This window comes from Mycolicibacterium flavescens (genome assembly GCF_001722335.1).
GTDB lineage: Bacteria > Actinomycetota > Actinomycetes > Mycobacteriales > Mycobacteriaceae > Mycobacterium > Mycobacterium flavescens.
The window spans coordinates 402,425-421,284 of sequence record NZ_MIHA01000001.1 but is presented as its reverse complement, the minus strand read 5'-3'; the positions used below and the strand labels follow the sequence as shown (position 1 = coordinate 421,284).

Here is an 18,860-nt window from a genome sequence, read left to right as displayed (position 1 = left end):
AGACATGCACGCTCGCGGTGCTGGGCGAGCGGGACGCCCGGCCAATCAACTCAGGCCCGTAAGCGAATTACGTCGCAGACGCCGGCGGGCAGAAATACAGGCGAGCGCCGGCGACGACGTAGTTCGACAGGTTCTCGTCCCGGGTCGCCTGATCCAATATCGCCAGCAGCGTGTCCAGATCGACGCCGCGGTCGGTCTGCGTGCAGACATCCCGCGCGAGCGTCGTGATGGTGGCGCAATCCCCGGTGAACCCCGCACCGGCCATGCTCGCGCAGAAGTCGCTCTCGGGCGACGCCGCCGCCACCGGCGCGCCGATCAGCGCGGTCGCGGCGGACAGAACGAGAATCTTCGTAAGCACGGCCATAGTGAGTCCTTCCTATCGCCGGTTACCCGCTTGAAGGTGCTGACACGCAAGACCTCGACACGTTGAGACCGAGTAGTTACGTCCTGGCCCTCAACTTCATTCGAACGTGACAGTTGACGCACGACACCACCGTGGCCGTCGCGTGAACCTTCTGCACATAGTCGCAGTTGAAGCATCGGACCGTCCGCGGCGCGACCTGGGCCTTCAACGCCAGCAGTCGTTCTGAGGTCACCGCGTCGGGTCGCTCGTGGCCGGGAGACCCGGTCAGCTGGATCTGGTTCTTGATGTCGCGGTACGCCTGCACTCGCGCCATCACCGCATCCGCCGCTGAATTCTGCGGTTTGGTGTCCGGGGCCGCTTCGATGCCGTAAAGCATCGCGCTCAACTTGGCGTGCAGTTCTGCGCGTTGCTCCGCGGTTCGCGCCGCTTTCCGTTCGTCACGCAGGGATTCGTCGATCAGGCGCGCCTCTCGTGCGCACTTCCCGATCAGCTCGACCCGTTCGACAGATGCCTTCTCGAGATCGTCGACGGTGGCCCTCGCCTCCGCGAGGATCTTTTTGTCGTCGGCGCCGGGGTTGTCCAACGCCGACAACTGGTCGATGACCTTGCGCAGTGCGTGCGCTTTCTCAAACCCGGCGGTGATCGCAACGACGTCGGCCGTGAAGTCGACATCACCGAGCCACCCGGCACGCGCCGCTTCCGACGCGGCGACCTGTTCAATGGCAGTCAACGCGGATTCGACGCGGGCCGCGTTCTTCTTGCCCAACGCTCGCATGCGCCACTGCTTTTCGCGGCGAGCCTGTTCCTCTCGCTCGCGCTTCTCGGCAGCCGCTGCCGCCTCGCGTTCGGCGATCTCGCGGGCTTCCGCTGCCGCGCGGTGCTCGTCGTAGGTCTTGATCGCCCAGGCGATCCCTGCGGTGACGACCCCCAGTCCGGCGACAACGCCGACGAAAATCCACACCTCTTTCGGAATCAGAGCAATCACGACCACAACAAAGACGATCACGCCGCCGATAGCGTCACTCGACTTCTTGCTACTCATGACTCGTCTACCCGTGGGCGCGCTGAATCCCCGGTTGCTACCGCGATCAACGCGGTCCACCCCTGTCTCCCCATAGCTACAGGATAACGACGGGTCCGACAAATCCTCCGGTGAGCGTATGACGCTCACCAGGGCCCGCAAGTCCCCGTGCAGCAAAGATACGAGCGCAGCCCTGTCGAAGTTTGCCCGCTCAGTTGCGCAGGCGCGGCCGGTCCTCAGTCGTGCGCCGACGCAACCGGTACCGGGCGACGAGGTGCAAAGCGCCGCGAACAGCCGCGCGGTAGGGCAGCGCCAGCGGCCACAACAGCGCGAACACCACGGTGCCCACAGCATGCGGCACGGGACGCACACCATCGCCCTGAGTGCGCCAGAACCACCAGCCGACGGCGACCGCGACCCCGGCGTAGGCGACAGCTGTCACCAGGTGATCGCTCACCGCGCACCGCTTCCCGCCTCGGCCATATCTCGAATGTACTGATCGTGACGCGGCTTGACCCTCTCCCAGGGGGAGACCCGATGGTGGCGTCATGACTACGCACCACATCGAATTGAACGATCTGCCCGCTGCGGTCAAGACTTACCTCGCCGCCCACGACGCGGGCGACGTCGACGCCGCGCGTGACACGTTCACCGCCGACGCTGCGGTCACCGACGAGGGCCACACGTACCACGGACGTGACCAGGTCGTCGGCTGGCTCAGCGCCACCAGCAACCAGTACACCTATACGACGGAATACATCGGTGCGACCGAAGTCGACGGGACCACCTTCGAGGTCGTGCAACACCTCGAAGGGGACTTTCCCGGCGGCGTGGCCGATCTACGTTTCCGCTTCACCCTCGACCGCGGTCTGATCACCCGGCTGGTGATCGAGCCATGAGCCGGACATGGTTCATCACCGGCGGTACTCCCGGCGGGTTCGGTATGGCTTTCGCCGAGGCGGCCCTCGAGATCGGCGACCGGGTGGCGCTGACGGCCCGTCGTCCCGCCGAACTCACCGACTGGGCCCAGGGATTCGGCGACCGCGTCCTCGTCCCGACCCTCGACGTCACCGACGCGGATCAGGTGCGTGAAGCCGTCCGCGCCGCCGAGGATCACCTCGGCGGCATCGACGTTCTGGTCAACAACGCCGGGCGCGGCTGGTACGGGTCGATCGAAGGCATGGCCGATTCCGCCGTGCGCCAGATGTTCGAGCTGAACTTCTTCTCCGTGCTGTCGGTGACGAGGGCCGCGCTGCCCGGTATGCGCGCCAGGGGCGACGGGTGGATCCTGAACATGTCCTCGGTGGCCGGGCTGCGCGGCGTCACCGGCTTCGGGTTCTACAGCGCAACGAAATTCGCGCTCGAGGCGGTGACCGAACAGCTCCGCGAGGAGATGGCGCCGTTCGGAATCAGAGTGATGGCAGTAGAACCGGGGGCGTTCCGCACCCGCGCATATTCGGGGTTCGCCGACGAGCCGATCGACGAGCCCGTTCCCGAGTACCGGGCCATGCTCGAACAGGTGCGCGCAGCGATGGTCGAGCAGGACGGCGCCCAGCCCGGCGACCCCCGGCGCGGTGTACGCGCGGTGATCAGCGCCATGGCCGAGAACCCGCCGCCGCGACGGTTGGTGCTCGGCAGTGGCGGGTTCGACGTCGCAGTCGCCGCGCTCGAAGATTCGCTGGCCGAAATCCGATCACACGAAAAGCTATCGCGTGGTGTGGATTTCCCGACCTGAGTCCTGTCCGACGCTGGGCGTGACCCGGAATACCGGCCACCCGATCTCGGTCCGCCACTCATCGGAATCGGTTGTGTCGCGCGGACCCACCAGATAGCTCTCGTGCACCGGTCCGTCGACGGTCAGCGCGTGCGTCACCACCCAGTCGCCGAGGCGGCCGTAGGTGACGTCGAGATCGTCGTGCGGACCGGCGTGGACGGTGACCGCGAGTTCGGCAGGCGCCAGCTCGATCACCTCGATCCGGCCCGACGCCCGCGGCTCCCGGACGGGTCGGTACACCGTCATCGTCCCGGCGCCGTGAGTGAACAGTGCGTTGGCGTACTGCCCGCCGGGCGGTCCGGTGCGCTCGGCTGGCGGGAACGCGGCGTCGAGTTCGGCCATCGCCTCGTCGTACCACGCCAGCGAGCGGCCGAACTCGACGCGGCCGGTGATCGCGGCGACCGTCCGGCGCGGCAGTGACCGCAACTCGACGTCGATGGAGGGCGGCTCCGGGTTCAGCAGCCGGCGCAGCGATACGACGGCCGCCTGCGTCCGGGCCAGCTCTTTTTCGAGCCGGCGGGCGTGGCCGGCGATCACCTCGGCACGCCGGTGCGGATCGTCGGTGGCGAGCACGGAACGGATCTCGGCGAGCGGCACGTCGAGTTGCCGGAGCCGGTGGATCACCTGGGCGGTCGGGATCTGCTGGCTTGTGTAGTAGCGGTAACCGGTGGCCGGGTCGACGTACGCGGGTTCCAGCAGGCCTGCCTCGTGATAGCGACGCAACGTGCGCACGCTGAGATGCGTCAGGGTGGCGAACTCGCCGATGGTCAAGGTCGGACGCATGGTCCCAGTGTGCCTGCTGCGCCGAGGTTCAGCCCCGGTACTCCGATGCGGCCAGTGCCTTGTACAGCGTCGGTCTGCTGACACCGAGCGCCTTCGCGACGGCGGTTTTCGACATCCCGCCGGCGAGCATGCGGCGCGCTGCGGCGGTCTTGGAGGCGTCCAGCGCCGCGGGCCGCCCGATGGGCCGGGTCCTTCCGAACGGCGCCGCGATCGGCCCGGCGTCGGCAGCAGGCTGCACAGCCAGCGGATGAGTCGGACCGCGGTTGAACGAGATCGGTATCAGGGTTTCGTCGGAGGTGTCCGTCAAGGCTCGGACGAAAACTCCGCGCGCTCTGAAGTCCGCCACCCGGTCGGCGATCTCGGCGTCGGAGTGCCCGAGGCGGTGCAGCCCGACCACCGTTACCGAGTCACCGGGGCGCACCGTCGTCAACAGCATCGTGAGGACGGCGCGGCGACCCGTCCACGGGGTCAGTTCGTCGAACACGGCGTCCGCCGCGATACCGCTCTCGACGAGGACCTTGCGCTGCCGGTCCACTGACTGCGGTGACGAACACGGCGAGGCGTATCCGAAGGCGCGCCCGCTGTATGCCGCCGCTGTGTGGAACACGCGCCGAAGCGTATACGGGTGTTGATCATGAGTGCAGGGTTCGTCCTCCGTCGAAAAACATAACTCGACTTTTCAAATATCTTCGGTCCGCGCACAATCTGGCCGTTTGTGACTCTCGCGGCAATTTGCAGCCGTACCGGCGACGCGAAAATGTAGGGAAATCCCGGATTGGGTCCCGGTCGAGCTGCGTCCGGTCATCTAGGGTGACGACCATGGGTAGCCCCCGAATCTCCGGTGGCGTGGTCCACGAATTGCCGTCGGATCTGCGGACCGCGTTGCTCGCCAACGACACCGCACTGGCCGCCTGGAATGACATCACGCCGCTGGCGCGCAACGAGTTCATCTGCTGGGTCGAGGACGCCAAGCAGCAGAAGACCCGCGAACGCCGCATCCGGCGCACCCAGGAGGAACTCGAAGAAGGCAAACGTCGGCCGTGCTGCTGGCCCGGCTGCAAACACCGCGAACGCACCGGCCGGTAGCGGCTATCCCTCGTGCGTCGGCGCCGTCTGCACGGTCGGGGCGGCCGCGGCCAGCAGCGCGTCCCGGCCTCCGGTGCGCGGGGGATAGATGCGCTCGCGGTTGATGACCCGCTTCGTCGCCTTGGCCGTCGCGCCGTCGGCGACCACCCGGCGATCCCAGCCCTCGGTGTAGACCGCACCCGCGGCACCGAGGTCGAGCACCGTGACATACCAGGGAATCCGTAGCGGCATCATGGGTTCCCCGAGCAGATCGCCGATCACGTTGTAGCCGGCGAAGCGGCCCATCGGCCTGCTGTGCTGACACGACATCACCGACATGTGCTCGTCGTCCATTCGCGCGGCCGCCACGTCACCGGCCGCGAAGACTCCCGTCATTCGCTCGACGCGCAGATAGTCGTCGACCGGCAGACGCCCCAGTCGGTCCATCGGAACCCCGAGCCGCTCGGTCAACGGGTGCGCCCGCATCCCCGCGCACCACACCACGGTGGCGGTCGCGATGACCTCGCCGTCCGACAGCGTGGCGCTGCGCGCGTCGATCGCGGTGAGCCCCACCGAAGTCCGCACTTCGATACCGTTGTCGCGCAAAGCCCGTTCGATGACGGGTCGCGCCGCCGAGCCCATGTCCGAGCCGACGTGCGGATTGCGGTCCACGAGTATCACCCGTGGGGTGATGCGACCGCCGAGCGCGGCCAGCGTTGCGGGCAACTCGCCGGCGGTTTCGATTCCGGTCAGTCCTGCGCCGACGACGACGGCTGTCGCCGAGGCCGGGTCATCGGCGGGTAGCTCGCGAAGATGACGCTGTAGCCGAACGGCGGCGTCGTAGGTGTCGACGTCGAAACCGAACTCGGCGAGTCCCGGCACGTCCGGGCGGACGATGCGACTGCCCATTGCCAGTACCAGGCGGTCGTATCCGAGCTCCGCGCCGTCGTCGGTGCGGACCGTCGCGGCGTCGACGTCGGTCACCGCGGCGCCGACGTATCGGACACCGGCGGGAGCGAGTAAGTCGTGCAACGGGATCCGGCAGTCGCTCAGGTCCGGTTCGTAGTTCCGGACCCGGATGTCGTGGTACGGCTGCGGGCTGACGACGGTCACGTCGACATCGCGTACACCGAGTTCGTCGAGGCGGCGCGCCGCACCGACTGCGGCCCACAGCCCCGCGAAACCGGAGCCCACCACGAGAACGTTCGCCGGCACCGTCTCATCGTGCGGGCGTCGTGGGGGATCGGCAAGGCCGAACTTGTCGTCGAGATCTGCGCGAGGGTCGTGCTCGGGGTTGTTTCGGCAGCCCTCGCGCAGAACTCGGCGAAAACCAGGCCGAGCGGTTGTTCGCCGAGCGCGGTATGCACGCGGTGTCCAACCGGCAGATCAGCGACGCCGCCTCACAAGGCAACAACGCCGCGGTCTGCTACCACTTCGGAACCCGTACCGACCTGTTGCGGGCCATCGAAGCCAAGCACCGCGTCCCGATCGAGCAACTGCGGGCCGGGATGCTCGCCGACCTCGGCCCGTCGGCCGGCCTGAGTGACTGGGTGGACTGCCTGGTGCGCCCGCTGACCGGGCATCTGGAAGAACTCGGCAACCCGAGTTGGTATGCGCGCTTCGCGGCGCAGGCCATGGCCGACCCGGCCTACCGCGAGGTGGTCACCAAGGACGCGATGTCCTCGCCGTACCTGGTGCAGGTGATTGACGGCATCACCGGATGCCTCGCCGACCTTCCCAAGCGGGTCCGCTACGAGCGGATCGTGATGGCACGAAACCTCCTCATGCACACCTGCGCCGAACACGAAGGCGCCCTGGCCGCGCGCCGTGCGACCCGCTCCCCGTGGCCGCGGGCCGCCGAGGGGCTCACCGACGCGATCACCGGCCTGTGGCAGGCGCCGGTCAGGTCGACGGCCGGCATCCGGTGAGCGGCGGTTTACAGTTGCGCGTGCCCGATCTGTCGGGGCGCCTGGCCGTGGTCACCGGCGCCAACAGCGGACTCGGGTTCGGCCTGGCCAGAGAACTGTCGGCGGCCGGTGTCGACGTGCTGCTGGCGGTGCGCAGTCGCGCAAAGGGCGAGGCCGCCATCGAGCAGATCCGCCGGATCGTGCCCGACGCCGCAACCGTCGTCGTGGACCTCGACCTCGCCTCGCTGAAAAGCGTTGCCGCGCTCGGTGAACGTCTGATTGCCGACGGCAGGCCGATCGACATCCTGATCAACAACGCCGGTGTGCTCGTACGGAATGGCAAAGCTTGCGCAGCTGATGTTCGCCAGAGAACTCGACCGGCGCAGTCGCGCGCACGGCTGGGGGTTGATGTCGAACGCCGCGCACCCCGGCCTGACGAAGACCAACCTGCTCAGCGGCGCCTCCTACGAAGGCATCAAGCCGACGCTGTACGCGGCCGCGTCGCCCGCCGCCGAGGGCGGCGCCTACTACGGGCCTCGCGGCCTGTACGAAACAGCCGGTGGGGGAGTCGGATTCGCCAAGATTCCGTCGGCAGTGGGCAGCGAGGCCCAGAGCCGCGCGCTGTGGCAGCTGTCCGAACGCATGACGGCCGTCACCTACCCGGACAGCTGACGTCAGAGCTCGGCAAGTGCGGCGCTCAAACCTCTTGTCTGCCAGAGGTTGAGCACATTGTTCAGCATCTGCAGCGGCGCGCGCACACCTTCGTCGTTCTTGATCCGCGGATCGGTGCGCGTCGTGTCCGGCCCGGCGTCGGGAAGACGTTTACGGATCAACGCAGGGACATCGAGCAGCCAGGTGACGCCCATCAGCGTCGCGTAGAGAACCAGCCGGCGCTCCAGCGCCGCGGGCGCGAGATCCGGCCCGCCGCTGGCGGACACCTCGGTGCAGAACAGATCCAGTAGCTCGTCGAGATGACCGTTCCACAAAGAGGTTTCGGCGCCCGACAGTGAACCCCAGACGGCCATCGCGACATTCATCCGACTCACGCAGCCCCAGTCCATCAGCCCGCACCGCAGCTCGCCGTCTTCGCCGCGCCAGAACCAGGCGTTGTCGACGTTGGCGTTCCAGTGACACAGGGCGAGATAGTCGGCGTCCTCGACCAGCAGGCGCCACACGTCGGCTTCACGGCCGAGCAACTCCGGCGCCTCGGCGGTGAAACTCCGGAGGAACTCCGGGGACCGCAGATTTTCGGCGAACAGGCCCGGGTGCTGCGCGACGAACTCCGTGAGCCGGGTCAGCTTGCGGTCGAGTCGTTCGGCGGTGAGGGTCGGACGCTCGCCGACCGTCGCCGCCTGCAGGTCCACCGGAAACTGGCCGACCAGACGCGCGGGCAGCCGCCCCGAACGCTCGGTGCCTGCCAGCCTGGCCAGAGCGGTCACCAGCGCCCGGTAATGCTCCGCCTGCTCAGGCATCTCGTAGTCCAGACACTTGTGATACTGGGGTTCGATGTCGCCGCGGCCGAACGGGATTCGTTCGCTGATCAGCAGCCCGGTGCCGGACTCGCGGTGGTAGTCGGCGAACAGCGTGTCGGGCACCGCGATCGGAAACCCCGGCGTGCGGGCCAGCGCCGCGAACCGGGCCTCGGCCTCCATCTGGGTCCGCCCGATGTCGCGGACCGCGTCGTCGAAGTCCCGGGAGAACTTCACGAACAAGTCGGTGCGCGCACCCGGCTCGGGCTTCGCGTAGCGGACGGTCAGCACGGCCTTGCGCCCGGTGCTGCCGCCGGACACCTCCTCGAGGCGTTCGATCGCGGCCACCTCGTTGTCGCGGGCCAGCGCGCCGTAGGTCCGGAACGCCTCGGTGAGGAACGCGGTGCCCGCTTTGCGTAACCCGTCGACATGCGCGGGAATCGTCAATCCCGTCGCGTCACCGCGGACACTCACCGGCGCGGAAGAGGCCGTCATGTCCGTTGTCCGAGAAGCTCACCGAGCACGTAGTCGTTGTGCTCACCGAGATCGGGTGCACCGCTGTGGATCTCCGCTGCCCGGGTCATCTGCCACGGCGGTCCCAGTACCGGCCGCCGCCCCTCCACCCGGTCTGAGACGAACCGGTACGCGCCGCGCTCCCAGAGCATCTGGTCGCCGATCACATCGGTAGCGGTGGCGCTCTTGGCCGCCGCGACACCGGCGACACGCAGGCGGTGCGCGAGGTCGGCCGCGTCGTGCTCACGGGTCGACGCGCCCAACTCGGCATCGAGGCTTTCCAGGTTCCGGTGACGGGCCGCCGCTTCGCGGTAGCGGACGTCGTCGACGAGCCTGTCCGCCCCGAGGACATCGCAGAGTCGTTGCCACCCGGCGTCATCCGCGACCGCGACGGAGATCCACTCGGCGCCGCGGCAGGGATAGCAGCCGTGCGGCGCCATGTCCGGATGCCGGTTGCCGTCCGGGCCGAGCGGCTCACCGGTCAGGTTGTGTTCGAGCAGGCGGTCGCCGATCATCGACGAGAGCACCTCGACGGCCGACACGTCGACGAACTGGCCCTCGCCGGTGCTTTCCCGGTGCAGAAGTGCCGCGACGGCGGCGAACGCGGCGGCCGCTCCGACGGTGGAATCGCCGTAGCGCATGCTGGCCCCGAGCGGCGGACCTCCCGGATACCCGACCAGCGCCGCGACACCGGCCAGCGCGGCGAAGCACGGGGCATATCCCGTCTGGTGCCCCAGCGGACCGTCGTCACCCCACATCTTGATCGACACCGAAATGATGTCGGGCTTGAGCGCGGTCAGCTGACGGTGCCCGAGCCCCTGTCGTGCCATGGCGCCGGGCCGCAGATTGTCGAGCACGATGTCGCTGCGGGCGATCAGGCGGTGCAACGCATCCCGGCCGCGGGCGGATTTGATGTCCAGGTCCACGCTGAGGATCTCGGGGTTGATGCTCAGGAAGTACGGCGCATGGTTGATGTCGGTGCCGCCGTACGCGCGCATCTCCTCGGGCGCCTGAGAATTCTCGACCTTGATCACCTCGGCGCCCAGAAACGCCAGCAGCTTGCCCGCGTACGGCCCGGCCCACACCTTGGTCAGCGACACCACCCGCACGCCCTGCAGCGGTCCGCCGCGCGCGCCGTGGCGCCTTGAGTTGCGGCGCCAGCACCGCGGGCGGGCGCCGGGGTGCAACCGACACCTCCGCGGTGTGTTGTCCCAGACGCGGTGCGGCAGAGGGCGGCTCGTCCGATGCGCTGAGCCGGTACCCGGCGGTGGGGTAGGCGGCGGTGCCCAGCACGGGATCGGTGACCTCGCGGAAGAACTGACGGTGGCGGTACTGCGGGGACGCCAGCAGGTCGTCGGCGGTGTTGACCGGCACCAACGGGACACCCAGGCGCTGCGCCGCTTCGGCGGTGGCCGCGCCGGGGCGGTCACGGACCCACTCTGCGAAGCCGACCCGGAAGTCGGCGACCCGTTGCCGCGTGACGCCGAACTCCAGCCAGTCCTCGGCGAATTCGTCGAGCCAGGCCGGCATGCCCATCAGCTGCTTGAGGCCCCGCCAGTGCGTGCTGCTGGTCATGTACAGGTAGACGAAGCCGTCGCGGCAGGCGAAGAACGACGCCGGCCCTGCCTGGTCGTAGTCGTCGCGGCGGTTCTGTGGCGCGATCTCACCGCTCAGGAAGCGGCCGAGCATGCAGTCGGCCCGCGAGACCAGCACGGCCTGTTGCGACACGTCGATGAACTCGCCGCGGCCAGTGTGCATCCGGTCGAACAACGCCGCCGCAACGCACAGGGCGGCATCGAGTCCGCCCTCGTAGTCGGCGAGGTAGCGGCCCGGACCCTTCAGCGGCGGCCGGTCCGCGTCGGCGTGGCTGGGGGTGTGGTACCCCCAGCCGCTGCCGTGAAAGACGTTCAGGCTCACCGCGCTGTCGTACTCCGGCGGCGCACTGCGGCCGTACGGAGTGACCGCACAGAAGACCACGCCGGGATGGCGACGGGCGATGTCGGCTTGGGTGAGCCCGTGCTCGACGGCCCACGCCGAGCCGTGGTCGTCGATCACGGCGTCGGCGGTGGCGATCAACTCGTGCACGTCAGCCATGTCGAGCTCGGCCGAACGCTTGCCGGTGTTCAGGTACGCGAACAGCGCACCGCCGGCCGCCCGGGTGGGGCTGCCGCTCCCGGGACGCTCGACCTTGACGACGTCGGCTCCCAGATCGGCGAGCAGTTTGCCGCAGTACTCGCCGGCGACCCGCTCGGCGATCTCGACGATCCGGAAGCCCGTCAGCGCCGACATGCCGGTCAGGGCTTGTTGCGTCCCGACCGGCTCAGACGCCACTCCGGCGGGAAGTTCAGATCGTTGTCCTTGACGACGTTGTTGAGTCCCTTCTCGAACGTGCCCTCGGTGAGGTCGACGTCGTTCTGCTGGTCGTTCTGGATCAGCGGCAGCATGCCCTCGACCATCCCGGTCAGCAGGCTGCCGAAGTACTCGCCCTTGTGCTGCTTGTAGAGCTCGAGGAACGTCTTCTGCACCGCGACGGTGTCGGTGGGACGCGACTTCGAGCAGGCCAGCGCGTACTTCTCGGTCTCGGCTTCGAGCTGGTCGCGGGGGACCACGCTGTTGAGGAAGCCGCACTCGTACATCTCCTTGGCGCTGAACGGGCGCCCGGTGAACAGCATCTCGGAGAACTTGCGCAGGCCCATCGTCTCGGCCCACCACCACAACCGCGGGCCCCAGCCGACGTAACGGAACGCAGGATGGCCGAAAAGCGCGTCGTCTGAGGAGATCACGAGATCGGCGTCGCCGGCCTGATAGAAGTGCCAGCCGTAGCAGTAGCCCTTGGCCTCGATGATGCTGATCTTGCGAAGCTCCTGCAGCGGACGGTTACCGGCCCGCGCCTTGGCGTAGAAGTCGGTCACCGTCGACAGGTACCGGTATGAGCCGCCTGGCGGGTACCTGACGTCATCGTCGTTGATCGCGAGTTCGTGCAGCAGCGGCATGCCCGGGTTCTCCAGCATGTCGCGCTGTTCGGGCAGGTCGCCGCCGCTGCCGAAGTCCTCGCCCTCACCGCGGATGACGACCACCTTGACGTCGTCGTCGACGTTGCACTTGTGGATCAGATCGGCATAGAGCTGGCGCATGCCCATTGTCGTGGAGTTCTGCGCCTCCGGACGGGCGAAGGTGATGTAGGCGATCCGGTTCTTGCGGTCCTTCTCGAACCGGATGTGTTGTTCGGCTTCGCGCTTCATCTCTTCGTAATCGTGATCTGGCAACCTGATCTCCTCTATTCGGTGCTTACCTGAGTCTGCGCCCCCCGACCGGGGGACGGCTGAACGCCTGTGACGCAACGGGACTCGTCAGAGGCGAAGTTACAGATCGCGTCGAGACCCGCCTTTCGCAGACACCGGCTGACGCGACACGTCATCGTCGAAGATCAGTTTGTCAGCGGTGCTCGCCGCCCGGGCTGTTTGTACCTTTCGCTTAGAAATTGACGGGAGAGTGCCGCCGGAACTTCAAGATCAGCACACGCGACACACCGGCAACATCCGTCGCTACCGCACCATATCGCGCCAAGATGAGGCCTGCAGCAAAGCCATCCCGGCTTGCTGTCGATGACCGTGAGGGTGGAACGTGCGTCACAGCAGGCGGCGGAGGCGGCGCGCGGGATTGGCGCCGGCGCGAACGCTGGCGATCGCGATGACGATCGGGTTGGTCGCCACGACGGCCATCGCCGGCGACCCGGCCCGGCAGCGACCCCGGCGGGTCATCGCGGTCGCCACGGTCACGATCGACCCGGCGCCGACGACCACGGCCATCGCCGACTCGGACGTCTACGGGATGACGCAGGCCGACGTCGACAGGACGATGGACACGCTGCGGGCGGACAACGTGAAAGCGGTGCGCCTGATGGTGCCCTGGGCGGGCGTCGAGGCGACGCGGGGCAAGCTCGACTGGCGCACCGTCGACAAGACCGTCAACTCCGCGGCGTCTCGAGGTCTGGCGGTGGTCGCGATGGTGAACTCGACGCCGCAGTGGGCGGTCGGCCCGGGCGGGCAGTATCTGAGCGGGCGGCCCGCCTCGCCGGAGGCTTACGGCGAATTCGTCGCCAAAGTCGTCACCCGATACCTCGGCAAAATCGCGGCGGTCGAAATCTGGAACGAACCGAATGCGATTTATTTCTATACACCCGCCCCGGATCCCGCCGGATATGTCGATCTACTCAAGGCGGCGTATCCGAAAATCAAGGCGATCGACCCGTCGATCGAGGTGCTCGGCGCAAGCGTCGGATCGGTGATCGACGTGCACGGGATGGCGATCAACCCGGTCGCGTTTGTGACCCGCATGTACGCGGCAGGCGCCAAACCCAATTTCGACGCGCTGACTTTTCATCCGTATCACTACAGCCTGAAGTTCTCGGCGGGTGTGGGCATCGCGAACTCACCCGTTCTGCAGTTGATGCAGATCCGGCAGATCATGGTCGCCAACGGTGACGAGGCAAAGAAGATCTGGTCCACCGAATACGGCCAACCGGTCTCGAGCGGCGGCGCGGCCAGGCAGCACGAGTTCCTCGCCGACATGCTGCTCAAGTGGCAGGAACTGCCCTACACCGGGCCGATGTTCGTCTACACCACCCGGGACCGTCGCACCGGCAGCCTGGCGGCCGACGAGACGGTCGGCATCTACAACACCGACTGGACGCCGAAACCCGCGCAGCCGACGGTGCGGGCCGGGGCTTCCGGAACGATCGCGAAATCGGCCGAGTTCGTCCGGTTCGCGGCCTACACCGACGAAGCCTCGGGCACGCCGCTGTCGCCGGTCTACCGGACCACCGACAACCTGTGGGCGCAGGTCCGGACTGTGAACACGGTCTACGAGACGGCCGCCGGATTCGTCACCTCACCCAACGCCGTGGCGATCAAGGCCGGGCTCTACGTCGTGAGCCCCGTCGGGCCGTTCGCCGACGGCTATCAGGACTTCAACAAGGCCAACGGCCTGCGGGTCTGGTACTCGCCGGCCACCGGCGCGCATTCGGGCAGCGGCCACATGGCCGCGGCGTGGGTGCCCGAACTCGGGGTGGCCCTGACCGACGAGGCGGGCGGTCTGACCGGCACCACCATGGAGTTCGAGAACGGCAAGATCACCTGGACGCCGTGGGCGGGTACGCGGATCACCTGGAACGCCGGCCACGGACCCGGCGCCACCCCGACCACCACCACATCGACGGTTCCGACCACTCCGATTTCGACGTCACAAATTCCGACGACAACGTTGCCAACAACCCCGCCGCCTGCCACTTCGACACCGAAACCGCCAGCAGGTAATCCCATTCATGCGGTACTCACTCTGCTCGGCGGTTTGCTCGGATCGCTCACCGGTCAGCGTTAACGGCTCGGGCCTGCGGGAACTCTGCGATAACGCTGTATTGCGGGGCCATATTTGTGTAACAATCGCGGAGGAAAACTCTCTTCGAGAGTTCTTTTTTTGGGAGACGGAGGCGATCATTCCTACGTCACATCTGCGCATCACCGCGGGCGTATGTGTGCTCGCCGCCGGACTGTTGTTCAGCGGCTCTGCGATCGCGCTTGCCGACGAGTCCGGCAGCACCTCCTCGGGCCCCAGTCAGGGAACTGAATCCGGCGGCCCGTCCGGAGCCGGATCAGGCACCGACAAAGAGACCGGCCCCCTGAACACCACGACGACCGATACCGAGACCGACGAAAGCACCTCGACCGGTCCGACCACGTCGCAGCAGAACGACCCGGACGAGGAGTCCGACGCCACCCCGTTCAACACCAACGAGGACGACGACGACGCCGCGGGCGGCGACTCCGAACCGGCCGAGGGCACCGAGACACCGGCCACCGGCTCGAACTCCGCGACGCCCTCGACGTCTACGCCCGGCGCCGAGACGCCGGCGCCGACCACGCCCGCCGATGCGGGCTCGTCGTTCGCGCCGAACCCGGCCGCCGAACCGCCGATCACCCCCGCAACGGTTCCGACCGCCGTCACCGCCCCGGTCAACCCGATGTGGAAGGCGATCCGGCCGGTGGCGAATGCGTTCACCACTTTCGGTGACGTGATGAACTCCGTGCCCGGCACGCTCGCCGAACTGCGGACGTCGACCACACCGGTGCGCGACGCGATCGCGTCGGTGCAGGACATGCTCACCACGATGGCCGGCGCGATGGCCCCGCTCACGCAGGTGCCCGGTGATCTGGCCGCCCTGTTCGGTGTGCCGGTCCCGCCGAACCAGCCGTTGATCGGGGCGGGCGGCTCCTTCGACGCGGTGAAGGTCAAGACGCCTGCCGAGGCGCCGCTGTTCGGGCCGCAGGCCGGACAGGTCGAGGCCACCCCGGTGGCCGACGACGGCCCGCTGTTCGGCACCCTGGCGCCCCGCCCGTCGCTGGGCGAGGTCGCCTCCGCCGATCTGACCAAGCCGCTGTCGGTGTCCGGGACCGTGCCGCTGAAGATGGACCCGCCCCGCACCGCGCAGTCGATCTTCCAGCACGTCATCGAGGCGGTGCTGGTGCCCGCATCGCTGACCGCGCTGGCCGCCGTGGCGCTGCCCGGGGTCTTCGCACTCCTCGTGGTGGCCGCCGCCGGTGTGCGGCTGGGCTACCGCCAGGCCAAGGCGGCGCTGACGCTGCGGGCGTCGGGCATCGCGCGCTTCGCCGGGCCGGGTCCGCTCGGCGTCGTGCGGTCGGGCTCGCTGATCAAGCTTCGTCAGCGGGCGCGCGGCCCGCGCACCACCCGGGCGGTGTGCCCGGAGGCGCAGCCGGCGCGGACGGTCGAGAGCACTTCCGAACCGGTGCGCACGCTCGAGCGCATCGCTTAGAGCCGGCCCCGCGCGGCGGTCAACGCCGCCTCGATCTCCGTCCATGTCCGGCGCACGATCTCGGTGACCGGGAGCACCTCGTCGATGCGCGACGACACCTGCCCGGTGTTGGCGACGCTGGCCTCCATGTCGCCGTCGAAGTACAGCTCGGTGATCCGGCCCAGCAGTGGGGCGTCGGGGTCATGCGCGGCGACGCGGGCGGCCAGGCCGGTGTGCAGGACCCGCATCGTCGGGTTGCCCGGGATGTTGAGCATCACGGTCCCGGCGTCGTTGGCCGCGACGATCGCCTCCTTGAAGTTCGGGTGCACCGCCGCCTCCGCGCTGGCCAGCATCCGGGTGCCCATCTGAACCCCCTCGGCGCCCAGCACCAGCGCGGCCGCCGCCGACTTCGCGTCGCACATACCGCCTGCGGCGATGATCGGAAGGTCGACGTGCTCGGCGATCAGCGGCAGCAGCACGATCGTCGAGGCGCCGAGCATCGACTTGAAGCCGCCGCCTTCGACGCCCTCGACCACCAGCGCGTCGACTCCGGCGTCGGCGGCCTTACGCGCGGCCTTCAGGGAACCGACCACGTGCACGACGGTCATCCCGGCCTCGTGCAGCCGCGCGGTGAACAGGGCCGGGTCACCCGCCGAGGTGAACACGTGGCGCACCCCTGCCGCCGCGAGCGTGTCGACGATCGACGGGTCGGCCTTCCAGCCCTGGATCATCAGGTTGGCCGCGACCGGCCGCTCGGTGAGCTCACGCACCCGCAGCAGGTCGGCGCGACCGTCGTCGGTGAGGGTCTCGATCACCCCCAGCCCACCGGCCTCCGACACGGCGGCAGCGAGTTCGGCACGGGCGATGTATGTCATCGGCGCCTGCACGACGGGAAAGTCGACGCCGAGCAACGCAGTGATTCGGTTTCCCACCGCACCATTGTGCGGGCGGACCCGATCCGGCCGAACCCGGCCACATTTACATTGAGTACTTTATGATTTGTCCGAGCACGCAGCGAGGCCGAGAGGACGTCGATGGCCAGACCGCCCCTGTCGATGAAACCGACCGGATGGTTCCAGGTGGCCTGGTCGACCGAGGTCAAGCCCGGCGAGATCCGGCGGATGACCTACTTCGACCGCGAGATGATCGCGTGGCGCACCGCCTCGGGAGAAGCGGTGGTGATGGACGCCTACTGCGAACACCTCGGCGCCCACCTCGGATACGGGGGACACGTCGAGGGCGAGGTCATCCAATGCCCTTTCCACGGCTGGCAGTGGAACTCCGAGGGCCGAAACGTGTGCATCCCGTACCAGGACCGGCCGAACCGCGGCCGACGGATCCGCACCTACCCGGTCACCGAACGCAACGACTCCATCTACATCTGGCACGACATCGACGGTCGCGCACCGTATTTCGAAGCCCCCGACGTGTTCTCCAGCTTCGGTGACGACAGCACCGCCGCCGACTACTATCCGCCGATGACCCTCCACCGGGAGGCCCTGGAGATGCATCCGCAGTACGTGCTCGAAAACGGCGTCGACTTCGCGCATTTCAAGTTCGTGCACAAGACGCCGATCGTTCCGGTGTTCACCCGTCACGACTTTGGCGAACCGTGGTCCTACGTCGACTTCACGATCACCTTCGAAGGTGACGAGAACCAGTCGATCGACGACGTGCAAAGCGGTGTCGAGGCGATCAACGGCGGCCTCGGCATCGCGGTGACCAAGAGTTGGGGCATGATCGACAACCGGACGATCTCGGCGATCACACCCGTCGACGAGCGCACCTCCGACGTCCGCTTCATGGTCTACATCGGCCGCACCCCGGGGCGCGACGACGAGCGCGCGGCCGCCAAGGCCGAGCAGTTCGGCGCCGAGGTCATCCGCCAGTTCGCCCAGGACGTGCACATCTGGGCACACCAGCGGTACTCCGACCCGCCGGCGCTGGCCACCGCCGAGTACGAAGGGTTCACCGCGTTGCGCAAGTGGGCCACCCAGTTCTATCCGGACGGTCGCGGCGGCAGCGCCGCCGACCTTCACACCGCAGCGAAAGGCCCTGCCGAATGACCGCGACACCAACCCCGCCGATCCGCGTCTTCCAGGTCGCGACAGGCAATCTCGGCACCGAGATGATCAAGCGGATCGGCGAGCATCCCGACCTCGAACTGGTCGGGCTGCACTGCTACACCCCCGAGAAGGTGGGCCGCGACGCCGGTGAGATCGTCGGCATCGACCCGGTCGGCGTGACCGCCACCGGCACGGTCGAGGAGATCATCGCCGCGCGCCCCGACGTGCTGACCTTCCACGGCGTGTTCCCCGACGAGGACCTCTACGTCCGGGTGCTCGAGGCCGGCATCGACATCGTCACGACCGCGGACTGGATCACCGGCTGGCACCGCGACACCAACCATCCGCACCCGTCGGGCAAACCCGTGACCCGACTCCTCGAGGACGCTTGCCGCACAGGCGGTTCCACGTTCTACGGCACCGGGATGAACCCGGGCCTGAACCAGATCCTCGGCGTGGTGTGTTCGGCCGACGTCGCCGAGATCGAGAACGTCACCACCATCGAGTCGGTCGACGTGTCATGCCACCACTCCCGGGACACCTGGATCGAGGTCGGCTACGGCCAGCCCGTCGACGACCCCGAGATCCCGGGCAAGCTCGAGAAGTACACACGCGTGTTCGCCGACAGCGTGCTGATGATGGCCGACTGCTTCGACCTGCAACTCGACGAGGTCAAGTTCAGCTACGAATTGGGCGCCTGCACAAAGGATGTCGACCTCGGGTGGTATCAGCTGCCCAAAGGCTCGCTCGGCGGCAACTACATTCGGTACCAGGGCATGGTCGACGGGGTGCCGCGGGTGGAGACCCACCTGGAATGGCAGATGACCCCGCACACCGACCCGCACTGGGACATCAAGGGCTGCTACATCACCCAGATCAAGGGCGATCCGTGCATCTACAACAAGCACATGATCTTCCCCAAGCCCGGTGTCGACCTGTCCAACCCCGAGGCGTTCGCCTCGATCGGCATGACCGTCACCGGGATGCCTGCGCTGCACGCGATCCGGTCGGTCGTTGCCGCTCCGCCCGGACTGCTCACCAGCGCCGACCTGCCGCTGCGCGGGTTCGCCGGACGATTCAAGCGCTAGCC

The 18,860-nt window shown here is 67.9% G+C and carries 17 protein-coding genes and 2 pseudogenes; 9 read left to right on the top strand and 10 right to left on the bottom strand.

The window, feature by feature from the left end; genetic code table 11:
- Positions 1-67: 67 nt before the first annotated feature.
- From BHQ18_RS02035 to BHQ18_RS02025, 3 genes are all read right to left on the bottom strand, one after another.
- The gene (locus BHQ18_RS02035; RefSeq protein ID WP_069411880.1) at positions 68-364 is read right to left on the bottom strand and encodes a DUF732 domain-containing protein; all 297 of its coding nucleotides are present in this window, start codon (positions 362-364) and stop codon (positions 68-70) included.
- Positions 365-440: 76 nt separating this feature from the next.
- Complete coding sequence (locus BHQ18_RS02030; protein ID WP_234794045.1) at positions 441-1,466, bottom strand: hypothetical protein; 1,026 nt, start codon at positions 1,464-1,466, stop codon at positions 441-443.
- Positions 1,467-1,596: 130 nt separating this feature from the next.
- Positions 1,597-1,842 (bottom strand): hypothetical protein, encoded by a 246-nt coding sequence (locus BHQ18_RS02025; protein WP_069411878.1) that lies wholly within the window; start codon positions 1,840-1,842, stop codon positions 1,597-1,599.
- A gap of 91 nt (positions 1,843-1,933) precedes the next feature.
- On the opposite strand from BHQ18_RS02025, the gene BHQ18_RS02020 reads away from it, so the two are divergent.
- Together BHQ18_RS02020 and BHQ18_RS02015 are read left to right on the top strand one after the other, a co-directional pair.
- On the top strand, positions 1,934-2,284 hold the full coding sequence (locus BHQ18_RS02020) for a nuclear transport factor 2 family protein (protein WP_069411877.1): 351 nt from the start codon (positions 1,934-1,936) through the stop codon (positions 2,282-2,284).
- Positions 2,281-3,120 carry an SDR family NAD(P)-dependent oxidoreductase gene (locus BHQ18_RS02015; protein WP_069411876.1) on the top strand — a complete coding sequence of 280 codons (840 nt, stop codon included), beginning with the start codon at positions 2,281-2,283 and terminating at the stop codon, positions 3,118-3,120. Before BHQ18_RS02020 ends, BHQ18_RS02015 begins: the two co-directional genes overlap by 4 nt.
- Here BHQ18_RS02015 and BHQ18_RS02010 read toward each other — a convergent pair.
- Positions 3,091-3,942 (bottom strand): MerR family transcriptional regulator, encoded by an 852-nt coding sequence (locus BHQ18_RS02010; RefSeq protein WP_069411875.1) that lies wholly within the window; start codon positions 3,940-3,942, stop codon positions 3,091-3,093. The genes BHQ18_RS02015 and BHQ18_RS02010 overlap by 30 nt on opposite strands.
- Positions 3,943-3,970: 28 nt before the next feature.
- Entirely contained in the window at positions 3,971-4,549 is a 579-nt protein-coding gene (locus tag BHQ18_RS02005; RefSeq protein WP_084293819.1) for a recombinase family protein, read from the bottom strand.
- Positions 4,550-4,761: 212 nt separating this feature from the next.
- Here BHQ18_RS02005 and BHQ18_RS02000 point away from each other — a divergent pair, with 212 nt between their 5' ends.
- Entirely contained in the window at positions 4,762-5,028 is a 267-nt protein-coding gene (locus BHQ18_RS02000) for a YdeI/OmpD-associated family protein (RefSeq protein ID WP_069411873.1), read from the top strand.
- Between the two features lie 3 nt (positions 5,029-5,031).
- Here the strand turns inward: BHQ18_RS02000 and BHQ18_RS01995 are convergent, their stop codons facing one another.
- The gene (locus tag BHQ18_RS01995) at positions 5,032-6,222 is read right to left on the bottom strand and encodes an NAD(P)/FAD-dependent oxidoreductase (protein WP_069411872.1); all 1,191 of its coding nucleotides are present in this window, start codon (positions 6,220-6,222) and stop codon (positions 5,032-5,034) included.
- Between the two features lie 128 nt (positions 6,223-6,350).
- Here BHQ18_RS01995 and BHQ18_RS01990 point away from each other — a divergent pair, with 128 nt between their 5' ends.
- Entirely contained in the window at positions 6,351-6,935 is a 585-nt protein-coding gene (locus tag BHQ18_RS01990; RefSeq protein ID WP_264010186.1) for a TetR/AcrR family transcriptional regulator, read from the top strand.
- Positions 6,932-7,586 (top strand): annotated as a pseudogene (locus tag BHQ18_RS01985) (SDR family NAD(P)-dependent oxidoreductase). The gene BHQ18_RS01990 and the pseudogene BHQ18_RS01985 overlap by 4 nt, the downstream one beginning before the upstream one ends.
- Before the next feature lie 2 nt (positions 7,587-7,588).
- Here the strand turns inward: BHQ18_RS01985 and BHQ18_RS01980 are convergent.
- The 3 genes and pseudogenes from BHQ18_RS01980 to BHQ18_RS01970 all read right to left on the bottom strand — a co-directional run bounded on the left by BHQ18_RS01980 (position 7,589) and on the right by BHQ18_RS01970 (position 12,162).
- Positions 7,589-8,878: a hypothetical protein gene (locus BHQ18_RS01980; protein WP_069411871.1), complete on the bottom strand. Its 1,290-nt coding sequence runs from the start codon at positions 8,876-8,878 to the stop codon at positions 7,589-7,591.
- Positions 8,875-11,185: pseudogene (locus BHQ18_RS30820) on the bottom strand (CaiB/BaiF CoA transferase family protein). The gene BHQ18_RS01980 and the pseudogene BHQ18_RS30820 overlap by 4 nt, the downstream one beginning before the upstream one ends.
- Before the next feature lie 5 nt (positions 11,186-11,190).
- Positions 11,191-12,162: an enoyl-CoA hydratase/isomerase family protein gene (locus BHQ18_RS01970; protein ID WP_069411869.1), complete on the bottom strand. Its 972-nt coding sequence runs from the start codon at positions 12,160-12,162 to the stop codon at positions 11,191-11,193.
- A gap of 424 nt (positions 12,163-12,586) precedes the next feature.
- Here BHQ18_RS01970 and BHQ18_RS01965 point away from each other — a divergent pair, with 424 nt between their 5' ends.
- Both BHQ18_RS01965 and BHQ18_RS01960 read left to right on the top strand, forming a co-directional pair.
- A complete protein-coding gene (locus BHQ18_RS01965; protein ID WP_234794044.1) occupies positions 12,587-14,275 on the top strand; it encodes a glycoside hydrolase family protein in 1,689 nt (562 codons plus the stop codon).
- A 154-nt stretch (positions 14,276-14,429) separates the two neighbouring features.
- On the top strand, positions 14,430-15,725 hold the full coding sequence (locus BHQ18_RS01960) for a RodZ family helix-turn-helix domain-containing protein (RefSeq protein ID WP_069411868.1): 1,296 nt from the start codon (positions 14,430-14,432) through the stop codon (positions 15,723-15,725).
- On the opposite strand, the gene BHQ18_RS01955 is transcribed toward BHQ18_RS01960, so the two are convergent.
- A complete protein-coding gene (locus tag BHQ18_RS01955) occupies positions 15,722-16,636 on the bottom strand; it encodes an NAD(P)H-dependent flavin oxidoreductase (protein WP_069411867.1) in 915 nt (304 codons plus the stop codon). The two genes, BHQ18_RS01960 and BHQ18_RS01955, sit on opposite strands and share 4 nt — an antisense overlap.
- 102 nt (positions 16,637-16,738) lie before the next feature.
- Here BHQ18_RS01955 and BHQ18_RS01950 point away from each other — a divergent pair, with 102 nt between their 5' ends.
- Positions 16,739-17,770 carry a Rieske 2Fe-2S domain-containing protein gene (locus BHQ18_RS01950; protein WP_069411866.1) on the top strand — a complete coding sequence of 344 codons (1,032 nt, stop codon included), beginning with the start codon at positions 16,739-16,741 and terminating at the stop codon, positions 17,768-17,770.
- Entirely contained in the window at positions 17,767-18,858 is a 1,092-nt protein-coding gene (locus BHQ18_RS01945) for an NAD(P)H-dependent amine dehydrogenase family protein (protein WP_069411865.1), read from the top strand. The genes BHQ18_RS01950 and BHQ18_RS01945 overlap by 4 nt, the downstream gene beginning before the upstream one ends.
- The last annotated feature ends 2 nt before the right edge of the window (positions 18,859-18,860 follow it).

What these genes read in the sequence shown, in the direction of transcription:
- BHQ18_RS02035 (WP_069411880.1), bottom strand. Translation starts at nt 364, where the DNA reads ATGGCCGTGCTTACGAAGATTCTCGTTCTGTCCGCCGCGACCGCGCTG.
- BHQ18_RS02020 (WP_069411877.1), top strand. Translation starts at nt 1,934, where the DNA reads ATGACTACGCACCACATCGAATTGAACGATCTGCCCGCTGCGGTCAAG.
- BHQ18_RS02015 (WP_069411876.1), top strand. Translation starts at nt 2,281, where the DNA reads ATGAGCCGGACATGGTTCATCACCGGCGGTACTCCCGGCGGGTTCGGT.
- BHQ18_RS02010 (WP_069411875.1), bottom strand. Translation starts at nt 3,942, where the DNA reads ATGCGTCCGACCTTGACCATCGGCGAGTTCGCCACCCTGACGCATCTC.
- BHQ18_RS02000 (WP_069411873.1), top strand. Translation starts at nt 4,762, where the DNA reads ATGGGTAGCCCCCGAATCTCCGGTGGCGTGGTCCACGAATTGCCGTCG.
- BHQ18_RS01980 (WP_069411871.1), bottom strand. Translation starts at nt 8,878, where the DNA reads ATGACGGCCTCTTCCGCGCCGGTGAGTGTCCGCGGTGACGCGACGGGA.
- BHQ18_RS01965 (WP_234794044.1), top strand. Translation starts at nt 12,587, where the DNA reads ATGACGATCGGGTTGGTCGCCACGACGGCCATCGCCGGCGACCCGGCC.
- BHQ18_RS01950 (WP_069411866.1), top strand. Translation starts at nt 16,739, where the DNA reads ATGGCCAGACCGCCCCTGTCGATGAAACCGACCGGATGGTTCCAGGTG.
- BHQ18_RS01945 (WP_069411865.1), top strand. Translation starts at nt 17,767, where the DNA reads ATGACCGCGACACCAACCCCGCCGATCCGCGTCTTCCAGGTCGCGACA.